The 14,637-nt window shown below is 59.7% G+C and carries 15 protein-coding genes; 6 read left to right on the top strand and 9 right to left on the bottom strand.

Features of this window, described 5'->3' with window-relative positions; genetic code table 11:
- Positions 1 to 2 precede the first annotated feature (2 nt).
- Together RTCIAT899_RS11115 and RTCIAT899_RS11110 are read left to right on the top strand one after the other, a co-directional pair.
- Complete coding sequence (locus RTCIAT899_RS11115) at positions 3 to 1,151, top strand: FAD-dependent oxidoreductase (protein WP_015340330.1); 1,149 nt, start codon at positions 3 to 5, stop codon at positions 1,149 to 1,151.
- Positions 1,152 to 1,171: 20 nt separating this feature from the next.
- A complete protein-coding gene (locus tag RTCIAT899_RS11110) occupies positions 1,172 to 2,050 on the top strand; it encodes a 50S ribosomal protein L11 methyltransferase (protein WP_015340329.1) in 879 nt (292 codons plus the stop codon).
- Between the two features lie 199 nt (positions 2,051 to 2,249).
- Here the strand turns inward: RTCIAT899_RS11110 and RTCIAT899_RS33785 are convergent, their stop codons facing one another.
- Positions 2,250 to 2,390 (bottom strand): hypothetical protein, encoded by a 141-nt coding sequence (locus RTCIAT899_RS33785; protein ID WP_015340328.1) that lies wholly within the window; start codon positions 2,388 to 2,390, stop codon positions 2,250 to 2,252.
- Positions 2,391 to 2,733: 343 nt separating this feature from the next.
- On the opposite strand from RTCIAT899_RS33785, the gene RTCIAT899_RS11105 reads away from it, so the two are divergent.
- Positions 2,734 to 4,569 (top strand): aminopeptidase P family protein, encoded by a 1,836-nt coding sequence (locus RTCIAT899_RS11105; RefSeq protein WP_015340327.1) that lies wholly within the window; start codon positions 2,734 to 2,736, stop codon positions 4,567 to 4,569.
- Between the two features lie 45 nt (positions 4,570 to 4,614).
- Here RTCIAT899_RS11105 and RTCIAT899_RS11100 read toward each other — a convergent pair whose 3' ends face one another.
- Positions 4,615 to 4,926, bottom strand: coding sequence for an AzlD family protein (locus tag RTCIAT899_RS11100; protein WP_015340326.1), 312 nt, complete (start codon positions 4,924 to 4,926; stop codon positions 4,615 to 4,617).
- Positions 4,927 to 4,928: 2 nt separating this feature from the next.
- The gene (locus RTCIAT899_RS11095) at positions 4,929 to 5,651 is read right to left on the bottom strand and encodes an AzlC family ABC transporter permease (protein ID WP_041677919.1); all 723 of its coding nucleotides are present in this window, start codon (positions 5,649 to 5,651) and stop codon (positions 4,929 to 4,931) included.
- 233 nt (positions 5,652 to 5,884) lie between these two features.
- On the opposite strand from RTCIAT899_RS11095, the gene RTCIAT899_RS11090 reads away from it, so the two are divergent.
- Positions 5,885 to 6,136: a DUF2164 domain-containing protein gene (locus RTCIAT899_RS11090; protein ID WP_015340324.1), complete on the top strand. Its 252-nt coding sequence runs from the start codon at positions 5,885 to 5,887 to the stop codon at positions 6,134 to 6,136.
- Positions 6,137 to 6,143: 7 nt separating this feature from the next.
- Here RTCIAT899_RS11090 and panB read toward each other — a convergent pair whose 3' ends face one another.
- The 3 genes from panB to RTCIAT899_RS11075 form a co-directional block, all read right to left on the bottom strand.
- Positions 6,144 to 6,965: a 3-methyl-2-oxobutanoate hydroxymethyltransferase gene (panB, locus tag RTCIAT899_RS11085; RefSeq protein ID WP_015340323.1), complete on the bottom strand. Its 822-nt coding sequence runs from the start codon at positions 6,963 to 6,965 to the stop codon at positions 6,144 to 6,146.
- Position 6,966: 1 nt separating this feature from the next.
- The gene (gene panC, locus RTCIAT899_RS11080) at positions 6,967 to 7,839 is read right to left on the bottom strand and encodes a pantoate--beta-alanine ligase (protein WP_015340322.1); all 873 of its coding nucleotides are present in this window, start codon (positions 7,837 to 7,839) and stop codon (positions 6,967 to 6,969) included.
- Positions 7,840 to 8,100: 261 nt separating this feature from the next.
- Positions 8,101 to 8,805: an SDR family oxidoreductase gene (locus RTCIAT899_RS11075; RefSeq protein WP_015340321.1), complete on the bottom strand. Its 705-nt coding sequence runs from the start codon at positions 8,803 to 8,805 to the stop codon at positions 8,101 to 8,103.
- A 124-nt stretch (positions 8,806 to 8,929) separates the two neighbouring features.
- On the opposite strand from RTCIAT899_RS11075, the gene gcvA reads away from it, so the two are divergent.
- Together gcvA and RTCIAT899_RS11065 are read left to right on the top strand one after the other, a co-directional pair.
- Positions 8,930 to 9,820, top strand: a complete 891-nt coding sequence (gene gcvA / locus RTCIAT899_RS11070; protein ID WP_015340320.1) for a transcriptional regulator GcvA — start codon at positions 8,930 to 8,932, stop codon at positions 9,818 to 9,820.
- Between the two features lie 168 nt (positions 9,821 to 9,988).
- Positions 9,989 to 11,374 (top strand): hypothetical protein, encoded by a 1,386-nt coding sequence (locus RTCIAT899_RS11065; protein WP_244441410.1) that lies wholly within the window; start codon positions 9,989 to 9,991, stop codon positions 11,372 to 11,374.
- Between the two features lie 6 nt (positions 11,375 to 11,380).
- Here RTCIAT899_RS11065 and RTCIAT899_RS11060 read toward each other — a convergent pair whose 3' ends face one another.
- The 3 genes from RTCIAT899_RS11060 to RTCIAT899_RS11050 all read right to left on the bottom strand — a co-directional run bounded on the left by RTCIAT899_RS11060 (position 11,381) and on the right by RTCIAT899_RS11050 (position 14,565).
- A complete protein-coding gene (locus tag RTCIAT899_RS11060; RefSeq protein ID WP_041677918.1) occupies positions 11,381 to 12,466 on the bottom strand; it encodes a glycosyltransferase family 4 protein in 1,086 nt (361 codons plus the stop codon).
- Positions 12,467 to 12,546: 80 nt separating this feature from the next.
- Positions 12,547 to 13,170, bottom strand: coding sequence for a bifunctional nicotinamidase/pyrazinamidase (gene pncA / locus RTCIAT899_RS11055; protein WP_015340317.1), 624 nt, complete (start codon positions 13,168 to 13,170; stop codon positions 12,547 to 12,549).
- Positions 13,171 to 13,281: 111 nt separating this feature from the next.
- A complete protein-coding gene (locus tag RTCIAT899_RS11050) occupies positions 13,282 to 14,565 on the bottom strand; it encodes a sugar MFS transporter (protein WP_041677536.1) in 1,284 nt (427 codons plus the stop codon).
- Between the last annotated feature and the right edge of the window lie 72 nt (positions 14,566 to 14,637).

Below are 14,637 nucleotides of genomic sequence, written 5' to 3'. Positions count from 1 at the left end.
GCATGGGCGAGGGGATTGGCGGACAGGGAAAATCCAGATCCATTCTGATCGTTGGGGCCGGGCCTGTTGGTCTTGCCGCCGCTCTCGAACTTGCCCGCCGCGGCTTCTCGCCACGTATTGTCGATGACGGCACTGGGCCGACGCCCAAGGAAGAGAGCCGCGCGTTGGGTGTTAACGCCCGCACGCTGACGCTGCTGTCTCCCTCTGGCGTTGCGGAGCGCATTGTCGCCGCCGCGCAACCGATCGAACGCTTTCGTGTCCGCTCGAATAAGAAAATTCTGATCGAGCTGGATACGCGAGAGGTAAAAGGCCGCTTCAGCGCTATTTGCGCCCTGCCACAGGGCAATACCGAGCGCCTGCTGATGGAGGCGCTTTCAGCCTATGGCATCTCGCCCGAATGGCAGACGGCCGTGGTTGCAGAAGCCATGGCAGACCTTCAAAAGCCGGAGGTCACGCTGCGCCGAGCTGATGGTACGTCGGAAACAGCGCGGCCGGACATATTGATCGGTGCTGATGGCGCCCATTCTGCGGTGCGCAAGGCATTCGGTGCCGGCTTCCCGGGCGAGGCGCTGGAGGCTTATTTCTATCTTGCCGATTTTCGCTATGCGGAGCCGGTCGATACGCATTTCGGCGAGATATCGCTCTTCGATCCCGGCATGGTCGGCCGCCTACCTGTCTCGGACGGCATCATTCGCTACATCTCGACACTGGAGGATTTCGAAAGCCGTATCGCGCATCCGGCTGCGGTTTCGGAAAGGACGTGGGCCTCGCAGTTTCGCATCCATTTCCGGCATATCGAGCCGATGGCCAAAGGGAATGTCTTTCTTGCCGGCGATGCCGCACATATTCATTCGCCGGCCGGCGCGCGCGGCATGAATCTCGGCATCGAAGATGCCTGCTGGCTTGCGTGGCTCATTGCGGAAGGCCGCGAACAGGAGTATTCGGCCTTGAGAATTCCTGCCGTCAAGCGGGTCTTGAAACAGACCTATGGCCTGACACGATTGGTGACGATGCAAAACCCGCTGGCAGTTGCGGCGCGAAATTTCCTTGCGCCGCTGTTGCTGCGCTTTGGCCCGGTCCGCCGGCAATTGCTTCGGGGTGCGGCCGGCTACGACACGCCGAAACCGCCCTGGATCGACTGGGCCGAATAAGAACGAGAAAGAGCGACGAGTTGAGCGAAATCCGCCTTTATGTGACGACGAACGAGAAGAAGGCCGGTCAGGTTCTGGACCTGATGACGCCGGTGTTCGAAGACGAAGAATTGCCGATTGCAACAACGGAGATCGACGAGAAGAACGATGTCTGGGAAGCGTCGATCTATCTCTACGCTGCGGATGAAGATGAGGTCCGTGGTCGCTTCGAAGCGCTCCTGAAGCCGACTTTCGCCGATCTCGTCGTTCAAAAGGAAGTGCTTCCCGATATCGACTGGATCGCCAAGTCGCTGGAAGGGTTGAAGCCTGTGCGTGCCGGCCGCTTCCTCGTGCACGGCTCGCATGATCGCGACAAGGTCGGCTCCAGCGACATCGCCATCGAAATCGAAGCAGGACAAGCTTTTGGCACTGGTCACCATGGGACGACTGCTGGCTGCCTGGAGACGATCGAGAAGGTTGTTGCGAGCCGCCGCGTGCGCAACGCGCTCGATCTCGGGACGGGCAGCGGCGTGCTGGCGATTGCCGTGCGCAAGCTGCGCAATATTCCGGTTCTGGCGACAGACATAGATCCGATTGCCGTCCGCGTTGCGAAGGAAAATGTCCGCAGCAATGGCATCGCCTCCGGTGTCACGCTGGAGACGGCACCGGGCTTCCATTCCACAGCCTTTTCCCGTCATGGACCGTTCGACCTGATCATCGCCAATATTCTGGCTCGTCCGCTCATCAAGATGGCGCCGCAGCTTGTGGCGCATCTGGCACCGGGCGGTTCGGTCATTCTGTCGGGTATTCTTGCCGAGCAGCGCTGGAAGGTTCTCGCTGCCTATAACGGCGCGCATCTGCGGCATGTGCGCACGATCTGGCGCAACGGCTGGGTCACCATCCATCTCGACCGGCCTTGAGCCGGTCACTTCCCGCATCAACAATTGCAAAAATAAGAAAGGCGGTGCCGAAGCACCGCCTTCAGATCGGTTTTCACCGATCTTGCCCGCGAGCGTGTGGAGGAGGAGTGCTCAAGCGGGCTCTAAGCGTTCTGATCATAATCCGAGGGAGGAGGAGAACCGGATTGCGATCACTTGGAACGCGTAGATCGTAAACTTGTTAGCGGCGACCGCCGCGGTTGGCGCCGATTGCCTTTGCAGTTTCGACTTCGAGCTGACGAAGCGAGCCGACGGAATGGCGTACGGTACGACGCTCGCCAGCCAGCGCCGGGCTAACATATGCGGAGCGAGAGATAGGCATTGTCTTAAGTCCTTGGTTTCGAGCTGGTTCTTCGTGAACCCCGTTTGATGCCGCGGATATAGCGACTCGCCCGTCGGTGTGGCAGGGGGGCAGCTTCATGGGAGCTATGCGTAATATGCATGTTTCGTGCCGTGAAGTTGTCATAATCGGCTTGGCATGCTCACGAAATGGGCGCATTCGTTAACGGTCGACGCGAGATAAACTACTCTCATCTGGTGTGATATTGCGGTAATCGTACATAGCGTCTTAGAGATCGAAAATCACGTCGCACTTCCGATCGTGATGCTCTAACATACTGGCAATATTCAGTTTCACGAACTCTCCACCACTACCGGATCAGCCCATGTTTCAGTCTTTCGACGTCACTTCCACCCCGCAATTCGGCCGCGAGCGTGTTACCGGCTTGCGCGCTGCTTTCGACGATCTCGGCATTGACGGCTTCCTCGTGCCGCGGGCTGACGAGTATCAAGGCGAGTATGTGCCCAAATGCTCGGAGCGTCTCGCATGGCTCACGGGCTTCACTGGATCGGCAGGTGTTGCGCTTATCACACACTCTCAGGCCGTGGTTTTCGTGGATGGCCGTTATGTGACGCAGCTTGCAGAGCAGGTGGATCGGAGCGTCTTCACCGGAGGCGATCTGGTGAACGAGCCGCCGCATGTCTGGCTGCCGCGTCACGCGAAGAAAGGTTTCCGGCTCGGCATCGATCCGTGGCTGCATACGGGGGCCGAAGTACGCCGACTGGAAAAGGCCTTGGCCGAGATCGACGGCAAGCTCGTCTTCCTGCCCCACAATCCGCTTGACAGGCTCTGGACCGACCGGCCGCCCGAGCCACTGGGCAGCGTTATCATTCAGGATATCGCCCAGGCCGGTATCCTCGCCAAGGACAAGCTTGCGACGATTGCAAACGGCCTCAAGGAAAAAAACCTCAAGGCGGCACTGATTACCGATCCGTCCTCTGTCGCATGGATCTTCAATATCCGCGGCAGCGACGTGCCGCACACGCCGCATCCCTTGGCCCGCGCCATCATCTATGCGGAAGAGGAAGCGGCGCTCTTCCTCGACAAGCGCAAGACCAAGGTCGAGGCCGAAGCCTATCTCACGCAGATCTGCGAGCAGCTGCCGCCGTCGGAACTTACCAAGCGCCTGGCCGCTGCGGCCGCGAATGGCGGGCGCATCCTGGTCGACCCCGATCTTGCCTCCTACGCTCTGACCGACATCATCCGTCGTGAAGGTGGTGAGGTCGTGGAGGGCAATGATCCCGCCAAGCTGCCGCGCGCCTGCAAGAATATTGCCGAAATCAACGGATCGGCCGCGGCGCACCTGCAGGATGGCGCCGCCATGGTCGAGTTCCTTTACTGGCTGGAGACAAGCAAGCCTGGAACGGTGAAGGAAATCGCTGCGGCAGAACGGTTGGAAGCTTGCCGCGCCCGCGTCGGCGAAAGCATGCAGAACCCGCTGAAGGATATCTCCTTCGATACGATCTCGGGTGCCGGCGAACACGCGGCCATCATGCATTACCGCGTAACCACGGCGAGCGACCGGCTGATCCAGGCCGGCGAACTGTTCCTGATCGATTCAGGTGCGCAATATATCAACGGTACCACCGATATCACCCGTACAGTTGGCATCGGTGCCGTCTCCGAAGAGCAGAAGCGCCTCTTCACGCTGGTATTGAAGGGAATGATCGCCATCAGCACGGCTCGTTTCCCGAAGGGAACGCGCGGCTGCGATCTCGATCCGCTGGCGCGCATCGCGCTGTGGAAGGCGGGCGTCGATTTCGCGCATGGCACCGGCCACGGCGTCGGCTCCTATTTGTCGGTGCATGAGGGGCCGCAGCGCATTGCGCGCCTTGCCGTGCAGGAACTGCTTCCCGGCATGATCCTGTCCAACGAACCCGGCTATTACCGTCCGGGTCAATTCGGCATCCGCATCGAAAACCTGATCTATATCCGCGATCCGGAGGAGATCGAGGGCGGCGACATGCCGATGCTGGGCTTCGAAACGCTGACCTTCTGCCCGATCGATCGCAGCCTGGTGCTGGTGGAACTGCTGACGCATGAGGAGTTGCATTGGCTGAACGAGTATCACGCCCGGACGCGCGAAGCGCTGATGCCGCTGATCCATGATCATGACGTACGGGCGTGGCTGGAAAATGCCACGCTCGAGCTTAGCCATTGAGAAATATGGACCTCATTCCAAATTGAAAAGGGGATGAGGTCCGTCTCAAGCGCCTATGGAATGGCGCCATGCCATGACGACGATCCATCCGGCGACGAGCATGTAAGTCGACGGGTAGCGCAGGCCGACGAGAAGAGCTGCGAGCATCGCCACCTTGATATCCCAGCCGCCGATGAAGAAGGCCGGTGCGACGAGGGTCGTAAGAACAGCGGCGGGCACGGCATTGAGCGCTGCCTCGACGCGCGGCGGAATGCGGGTCATCTTGACGATCAGGATATAGCCGCCGACGCGCGTCAGAAAGGTCACCACCGCCGCGGCCGCAATCAGCAACACCATATGCGAATTGAAATCGAACATGGTCAGACCTCGTGGCTTTCGTGCGCGATATCAGGCTTGCGATTCGCTTTGACCGGCGGCAGCATTGCGGCAAGCGCGACGCCCGCCAATGCGCCGATGCTGACATGCCAGGGTGAGCCGACATAACGATGGGCAATGGCCGATGCCACGGCGCTGACGGCGACGACGGGCAGGAAGTTGTCGCGCGTGCGGAAGCCCATGACGATGCCGAGGAAATAGACCGGCAGCAGAACATCGAGACCGATGGCTTTGGGATCACCGATGAAACTGCCGAGAAGACCGCCGATCAGACTGATCACCACCCAGGGAATATAGATTACCGCCGCAAAACCGATGTACCAGGCGAAGGTCACGGGCTTGCCGCTCTCATGGCGCTTGATCGTCTCGGCGAATTGCGGATCGACCAGTAGGAAGAAGGTGAAGAACTTCTCCACAGCGGAAAAGTGTCTGACATAGCGAGCAATCGCTGCCGAATAGAGCACATGGCGGAAGTTCACGGCGAGGATCGACAGCACGATGAGCCAGGCCTGAACATTGTGGCCGAAGAGATCGATCCCGACCATCTGGCTGGCACCGGCGTAGACGGTGCCGCTCATCAGGGTCAGTTCGCCAAGGGACATGCCCTGATCGCGCGCCAACGCACCGAAGAGGGCGCCGAAAGGCGCTGCAGCGAGGCCGACGGGAATGCCACCCTTCAAGCCTTCAAGAAATTCCGCGCGACTCATGGTCCGCTTTGTCCTTTGTGGAAAATCCGGTGCTTTCGTCCGGATGTCGTGTCGAGGGCGCGCATTTCGCATGGAAACAACGATGGTTGTATCCTTGCGCATTTGTTGCCGCGCTGTTCAATGGCGGGAGGTGTAAGCCGTGCCTTTGGAGCCAGCAATTGAATTTCCTTGATGGATCAATTGATTTCCTTGATCCAGCCCTTAGAGACCGCTCGCAAATGAGAGATGGAAACATGAAGAAGATCACCTTTTCGAAGGAGGAGAAGGCAGCCATGGTCGCGCGTCTTCAGCGCTATTTCGCCGAAGAGCTCGACCAGACGCTCGGCACTTTGCCCACCGAATTCCTGCTCGATTTCTTCACGGCCGAGATCGGCCCTTACTATTACAATCAGGGTTTGCGGGATGCCCATGCGGCATTGATGAGCAAGATGGAGGATTTCGGCGAGGCGATCTATCTGCTTGAGAAAGAGCCGGCCAAGAGCTGATGGCGCCTCACTTCTTCGGCTGGAAGGTATGCTCCAGTGCCGGAAACGTGCGGGCCTTCACTTCCTCGGCGTAGGCTTCCGCCGCTTTCGAGATTATGGGTGCCAGCTCCGCGAAGTGCTTGACGAAGCGCGGCTTGAAATCGTTGAACAGGCCGAGCATGTCGTCCGAAACGAGGATCTGCCCGTCGCAGGCGGCCGATGCGCCGATGCCGATGGTGGGAATGGCGACGGCGGCGGTGATCTCGCGGGCGAGCGGTTCGACCGTGCCTTCGATGACCATGGCGAAGGCGCCGGCCTCCGAGATCGCCTTGGCGTCACGTCTGATCTTGTCCGCTTCCTTGTCCGAGCGGCCGAGCGAGCGATAGCCGCCAGTCGTATTCACCTGCTGCGGCATGAGGCCGACATGGCCGAAGACCGGAATACCGCGAGAGGTCAGGAAGGCCACGGTCTCGGCCATCTCTTCGCCGCCCTCAAGTTTCACGCCATCGCAGCCGGTTTCCTTCAGGATGCGGGCGGCATTGCGAAAGGCTTGTTCCTTCGATTCTTGATAGGAGCCGAAAGGCATGTCGACGGTGACGCAAGCATGCTTGGCGCCACGCATGACGGCCTGGCCGTGGGCGATCATCATCTCCAGCGTGACGCCGACGGTCGTTTCCATGCCGTAGAGCACCATGCCGAGGGAATCACCGACCAGCAGCAGGTCGCAATGCGGATCGAGCAGACGGGCAATCGGCGTCGTATAGGCCGTCAGGCTGACGATGGAACGGGTGCCCTTCATCGCTTCGATGGCTGCCGGCGTCGTGCGCTTGGTATGTCCGACGGTGCTCATTTCAGGCGACCCCTTCGTTGCCGGATTTGCTGCCAATAACCCGGTTGTCGAGCAGGCGGGTGGTGCCGATGCGGACAAACAAGGCGATGAGGATCGGCTGCCCCCGTAATCTGGTCAGCGGTTCCAGCGTTTCGGGATGACGAACGGCGGCGACTTCCACGGTCGCGAGTGGCTCCCTTTCGATGAAGGCACGGAGCGCCTCTTCGAGTGCTGCTGGATCATCCGCGCCGAGATCGTAAAGCCTTGCGGCTTCCGCCAATGCTTGCGGGATAATAGCAGCGGCAGCACGCTCTTCCTTCGACAGATAGACATTGCGCGAGGAGAGGGCCAGGCCATCCGCATCGCGAACGGTCGGCACCGGTACGACCCGGACAGGCTGGGCCAGGTCCTCGACCATGCGGCGGATGATCGTGACCTGTTGATAGTCCTTCTCGCCGAAATAGGCGCTGTCGGGCTGGACGATGTTGAAGAGCTTGGTGACGACGGTGGCAACACCGGCGAAGTGCCCCGGGCGAACCGCACCTTCCAGCTCCGCCCCGAGCTTCGGCACGTCGACCACCGTTTCCATCGGTCGCGGATACATGTCGATGACAGCGGGTGCGAAGAGAAAATCGACGCCGGCGTCACGCAGCATGGCACTATCCCGCTCGAGATCGCGCGGATATTTCCCCAGATCCTCATTGGCGCCGAACTGCAGCGGATTGACGAAAATGGAGGTGACGACGACGTCGTTTTCGGCCTTGGCGCGAGAGACCAGTTCCATATGGCCGGCGTGCAGGTAACCCATGGTCGGCACCAGGCCGATTTTCCTGCCGGCTTTGCGGTGTTCGCCAAGCCGTTCGCGCAGAGCGGCTATCGTGTGAACGATCTCCATGGTGGCATTCCTCCCCAGGCAATTCTGTTTCCGTATTGCCGGTTTCCATCCCTCAAAATTGGCGGGACTTCTAACGTGTGCAGTGCGAAAAGGCAATTCGCCCGCCACCAGCCACGGTTTCGCTTTCAGGCTATGAGCTTCGCAGCTCATGGCGCAGGCCAACCCAAGGTAATTTAATCTCTGCTGTTGTGCTCCAAACAGAATCGCTCTCCCAAGGAGTGCCTGAGAGAGCGAAAACGAGACGATGCTGTTTTGCAAAGATTACACCGAGCGGGTCAGGCCGCCATCGACTTTGAGGTTTTGGCCCGTGATATACCCAGCGCCATCGGAGGCCAGAAAGGCGACGGTGGCGGCGATCTCGGCGCTGGTGCCATAACGCTGCATCGGCACGCTGTCACGGCGCTCTTCGGTCGCCGGCAGGCTGTCGATCCAGCCGGGCAGGACGTTGTTCATGCGCACGTTGTCGGCGGCGTAGGTGTCTGCAAAAATCTTCGTATAGGAGGCAAGGCCCGCGCGGAATACGGCCGAAGTCGGGAACATTGGCGATGGCTCAAATGCCCATGCCGTGGAGATGTTGATGATCGCGCCGGATTTCTGTTTCTGCATGATGGGGGCAATGAGGCGCGTCGGACGGATGACGTTCATGAGATAGACATCGAGGCCGGTGTGCCATTGCTCGTCGGTGATCTCAAGGATCGGGGCGCGCGGACCATGGCCGGCGCTGTTGACGAGCACATCGATCCGCCCCCATTTTTCCATCGTCGCATCGACCAGGCGCTTGAGATCGTCATTCGACTGATTGGAGCCGGTAACGCCGATGCCGCCAAGTTCCTGAGCCAGTGCCTCACCCTTTCCGGAGGAGGAGAGGATGGCGACATGGAAGCCATCGGCCGCAAGACGTCTGGCGCATTCAGCGCCCATGCCGCTACCGCCCGCCGTGATGACAGCCACTTTTTCTATCGACATTTTCGGTTCCTCCTTCATCTTGTTCTGCCAGAACTGATTGCCTCGAAATTATCGATGAAATATCATCATCTTCGCGCGAGAGCGAAGCAGATAAACTCCTGTTTGCCAGTAGAAAAACTATCGTATGAATGGTTCACTCAGTAAACTTCCCTCGCTGAACGGTCTGAAGGCATTCGAAGTGGCCGCGCGCCATTGCAGCTTCAGGCTCGCGGCCGAGGAGCTTAGGGTTACGCAGGGCGCCGTAGCGCAGCAGGTGCGCGGGCTGGAAGCCGAGCTTGGCGTAAAGCTGTTCGAGCGAATGCCGCGGACTTTGGCGCTAACGGGCGAGGGGCGGGCCTATATCGCCGATATCAGGCGTGCCTTTGAAATTATCGCACAAGCAACCGGCGATCTCAGGCCGCAGCCTGTCAGGCTCACCATCAGCACTACGCCGACATTCGCATCGAAATGGCTGATTCCGCGCCTGCCGGATTTTACCGCTCGTCATCCCGATCTCGATCTTCATATCCTTGCGACGGAACGCATGTCAGGCTTCCAGGCTGATGGAGTGGATCTTGCAGTCCGCTACGGGCGACCACCTTTCGGGCCGGGGCTGGCGACAGAACTGCTCTTCGAGCAAGAGATCATTGCCGTTTGCAGCCCGGCATTGCTGCAGGACCGAAAGCCGCCGAAGACTGCGGAAGAACTTGCCGAATACGCGCTTCTTCATGATGCCCATAATTCCTGGCCCGAATTCATCGACAAGCATTTCGGGCGGGCGGCTCACGCCTCCTATAAAGGGATCAGTTTCAACCAGACATCGCATGCGATCGAAGCGGCGATCGCCGGGCAGGGAATCGTTCTAGCCAACCGCGATTTCGTGGCGCGAGATATGGCGGAAGGTCGCTTGACGCAGGTTATCCAGGGGGCGCTAAGCGGTCCATCCGACTTCTATCTCGTCTGGCCGCGCTATCGCAAATCCGCAGCCCTTGAGACGGTTATCGCCTGGATGAGAGGAGAAGCGAGCAGGAAATAAGGGGTATCGCTCGCCTAATGTTGCGAGCAGGTTTTTCAGGAATGAAATGCCCCGGTTTTCGAAGGCGGCCCATCAAGGCGCGGTCGCGCTGCCGAATGCTGCAATTGCCCTTCCGGGGTTAGCGCTTTCCTCAATCTTTTCCTGTTATCTGCAGTCATGGCGAAGATCGTGGCATTGGCTGCATATTTCTATCAGGCTGCGGTGGCTTTCGGGCTGCTGATCGCTGTGGCGCATCTGCTGACGCCAGCGGATTATGCCGCCTATTCGCTGTTCATCTCGATCAGCCAGTTTGCGGCGATCCTCTGCTTCGAATGGGTTCGTTTTGCCTGCAGCCGCTTCTATCCGGGGCATGGACCTGGGAGCGAGGCGCTGGAGCGCAAGGCGCTGACGGTAGAATTCGCGGCATGCTCGGCAATCTGCCTGATCGCCGCTTCCGTCTCGATCTTCTTTTCTATCTCTGCAGAGATTGCCGTGCTTGGCGGCCTGGTTGCGATCTTCCAGGGTGGCAGCGACCTGCATCTTACCATGCTGCGCTTTCGTCAGGAATTTCGCGTCTTTTCGCGGCTGCAGGGTTCGCGTGCGACGATTCTGGCGATCGGTACGCTTGCGGGCGCGGCGATTGCCCCGACCTTCCCATGGACCGTCGCCGGTCTGATGGCCGGCTATCTTGCCTATGGGCTCCTTGCCGTACTTTTGACCCGCAATAGTCTGCACGAGGCGGCTTCGTTCGAGAAGGCCCTGGTACGAAAGCATTTCGTGTATGGCAGCGTCGCCGCGAGCGCCTCCGTTATCGGCATGCTGACACCGCTGGGATTGAAGTCCATCCTTACGGCCATGTTGGGAGCGGGTGGCGCTGCCGGCGCGCTGCTGGCGCTTGATCTGCTGCAGCGACCCTTTATCCTGATCGTCTCTGCGCTGCAGGCAATTCAATATCCCGATGTCGTCACGACCTATGATCGCGATGGGCGGACGCCTGCCTTTGCCAAACAGCTTGGCGAATATTATTCGCTGCTGACCGGTCTGACGCTGATGACGGCCGCCGGCATTTTCGCGCTATTGCAGCCGGTCGGGCAATTGGTCATCGCAGCTGGTTTGCGCAAGGAGTTTCTTGCCGTCGCCCCCTTTGTCATCGGCCTTGCGACATGCCGTGCGCTGACGGCCAATATGCTGCCCACCCCTGCGCATCTACAGCACCGGTTGCTGACGATCTTTCTGCTCGCGGCACTGGATTGTGCATTACTGAATATGGGCACGATGATCGGCGGCTATCTCGGCTCTTACCATGATGCTGCGCTTATGGCCGGTGGCATGATCGGCGCGCTGTGTGCCATGGTGATCGGTGTGAAGGTGATGATGTCCCTTGCCTTCGATTTCGTCTGGCCGCCCGTTATCCTGTCCGCCATCGGGCTCGCCCTGCCGGTGCTAGCGACGATCGGCTTTGGGTACTCGCTATGGATATTCGTGGCCGGGGGCGTGGTTGGCGGCGCGCTCTTCTGTCTGCTCGGCCTCTACAGCTATTTCGTCATCATGTTCAGGCGGCAAGCTCCGCTATAAAGCCTCTCAAAGCGTTTCCAGCATGGAGAGGACGCGATCTGCGCTGCCGTCCCATGAAAAGCGCTTGATGTTCTCGTAGCCACGCCGGCGCAGATCTTCGCGGAGCGTCTCATCCGTCACGATCCTGCGCATGGCATCGACGAGTTCGTCCTGTCGGAACGGATCGAAGTAGAGTGCGGCATCGCCCGACGCCTCGCGCACCGCAGGAATATCGGCCGCAAGCACCGGGCAGCCTTGAGTCATTGCTTCTAATGGCGGGATACCGAAACCTTCGTAGAGGCTCGGAAAAACGAAAGCCGTGGCATGACGCTCCAGCGCGGCGATTTCCGCGTCGGCGAGCCGGCCGGGGAAGAGCAGGCTGTCGTTCGATTGCTGGCTGTCCGATTTGAACACGGTCGGTGCGGAGCCGCCCACGACGACGAGCTTCTGATTGGTATCCTTGAGCGCCTCGAAAGCGCGGATGGCAAAATCGAGGTTCTTGTTGGGTTTCATTGTTCCCACAAGCAGGAAGAAGCCGTTCGCCTTCAGACCAAGTCGCAGCATGACGGCCTCATCCGGCTCGATGGCGGCATAGTGATCGACGGCATTGTAGACGACGTCGATGCCGGCTGACGGAACCCGGAACACGGATGCAAGCTCCTGCCGTGAGAATTCCGAGACGGTGCCGATCTTGGCGGTGCGTGTCAGCACGGTCCCGAGAGCACTGTGCAGCAGGCGGTAGCTGCGCTTGAAGGACTGCGGATGGCGGAAGATCGTCACGTCATGGATGACGACGGCCTGGCGGCGATGCAGAAGCGGGCCGCTGCCGCCGAAGCCGATCAGGCGGCTGCCGCGCGAGCGTAAAAGCAGCGACGTCTGCTCCCAGATGTGGCCGGGACCGGAGCCGAATTTGTCAATTTCGATGGTAGAGAGCTTGAGATCCACGGGCGTATCGCGTGGTACGGCCAGCCGCCAGTGTGCACCTTTCAGCGAGGTGGGCAGGGCGCCTGCGGAAATCTTGCGATCGAGCGCCAGCGTCAGCTCGCGGGCGAAGCGCTGCACGCCTGACAAGGGCTGGCCGAGGAAACGCCCGTTGATAACAATAGATTGCACGCGCAAAACCCGATATTTCATTGATCGGGAACAGCTTGCATCATTTTGTTTAGAGAAGGTTTAGCTGGACTTGCGCGATTTTACGCAAGCGCATCCTTGCTGCTGATCACCGCAACACCACGGGCTCGCATCTCGTCGATTGCCGATTTGACGCCGGCGGGATCGATGCCTCGGCTTGCATCTTCGATGAAGCGGACGGTAACGCCAGGCAGCATTTCAACGGCATCGAGTGCCGAGAATTTCACGCAGTAATCGGTCGCCAGGCCGCAAAGATCGAGTTCGGTGACATCCTGACTGCGCAGATAGGCGGCAAGGCCGGTCAGGGCTGCCTGATCGTTGTCGCGGAAGGCGGAATAGCTGTCGACTGCGGGGTTCTGGCCCTTCTGCTGGATGAAATCGACGGAGGTCAGATGAAGGTCGGGATGGAACCCGGCATCTTCGCTGTTCTGGACGCAGTGATCGGGCCACATCATCTGCGGCTTGCCCGAGAGCATGCCGATTTCAAAGGGTTTCTTGCCGGGATGGGAGGAGGCGAAGCTGCCATGACCAGGCGGATGCCAATCCTGTGACGCGATGATGAGATCGTATTTGCCGCTGTCGATGAGCTCATTGGCAGCGGGCACGATCTCATCGCCTCCAGGCACTGGAAGATTGCCGCCAGGGCAGAAGCCGGTCTGGATATCGATGAGCAGCAGCGCTTTCATGAGGCCTGTCCTTCCGTTTTGTTGCGCTGCACGATGCCAAGCGGCGCGTTTCGGATCAAGCCCTTTGCGCCTCGCCGATGAAGGCGGCGAGGCGCGATGGTTTGCAAATGCTTATGCCGGCCTGTGGCCCTTGAGGCCATAGAAGGCAATGTAGACATAGCAGATGATCGGCATCAGGAAGGCGAGGTGAATGCCGATCGTATCGGCAAGGCCGCCCTGGACAACAGGCAGGATCGCGCCGCCGACGATGGCAAGGCAAAGAATGCCCGAGCCTTGGCTCGTATATTTGCCGAGGCCATGCAGCGCCAGGCTGAAGATCGTCGGGAACATGATGGAATTGAACAGACCGATCGCCAGCACGGACCACATGGCGACATGGCCTGTCGTCAGCACGGTCACCAGCAGGAGGACGATCGCAATGGCGGAATTGAAGGCGAGCGCCTTGCCATCATCGATATGGCGCATGATTGCCGAGCCGACGAAGCGTCCGACCATCGCGCCGCCCCAGAAATAGGAGACGTAGTGGGCGGCATCGGACTCGGAGAGATGGGCAATATCGGGCTGGCTCAGGAAGTTCACCAGGAAGCTGCCGACGCTGACTTCGGCGCCGACATAAACAAAGATGCCGACAGCGCCGAGCACGAGATGGCGGTACTGCCAGGCGGAGCCGCCGCCGCGCATCGGCTCGACGGTTTCTTCATCTTCGACCTCGGGCAGCTTCAATGCGGCAAAGACGGCAGCAAGCACCAGGAACGCAGCGGCAAGAAGCAGGTAGGGAAATTTGACCGCACCGGCCTCGGCAAGCCGCATGGCGTCGAGCTGCTCCGGCGTCGCATTGGTGGCCGCAACGGTCGCGGCGGACAGGATAAGCATGGCGCCGAAGTAAGGTGCAATCGTCGTACCGAGGGAGTTGAAGGCCTGCGTCAGGTTCAGACGGCTAGCGGCCGTATCCGGTGGTCCCAATACGGTGACATAGGGGTTGGCGGCGACCTGCAGGATCGTGATGCCGGTGGCGAGCACGAAGAGCGCGCCCAAGAAAAGGGCGTAGACTCGGTAGGTGGCGGCTGGAATGAATAGGGCGCAGCCGACAGCCGCGATCGCGAGGCCGACAACGATGCCCCATTTATAGGTGATGCGCTTCACGAGCGTGCCGGCAGGCAGCGATATGATGGAGTATGCGCCGAAAAAGCAAAGCTGGATGAGCATTGCCTGGGTGTAATTGAGCTGAAAGACGCTTTTCAGGTGCGGGACCAGAATATCGTTCAGGCAAGTGATGAAGCCCCACATGAAAAAGAGTGAGGTGAGTGCGATAAGTGCGAATTGGTAATTGCCCTGGCCTTGGTGTGCGGATGCACGCGCGCTGGTGGGCGCAGAGCTTGTTGCTGAGCCAGCCACTTTTTTATCCTCGGTTTTTGTTGTTACCAGGCTTCGAGATTCGAGCCGGACGAAAAGCCCGAACGGGCCGAA

It is taken from the genome of Rhizobium tropici CIAT 899 (assembly GCF_000330885.1).
Taxonomy (GTDB): Bacteria; Pseudomonadota; Alphaproteobacteria; order Rhizobiales; family Rhizobiaceae; genus Rhizobium; species Rhizobium tropici.
This window is presented reverse-complemented; position numbering and strand designations above follow the sequence as displayed.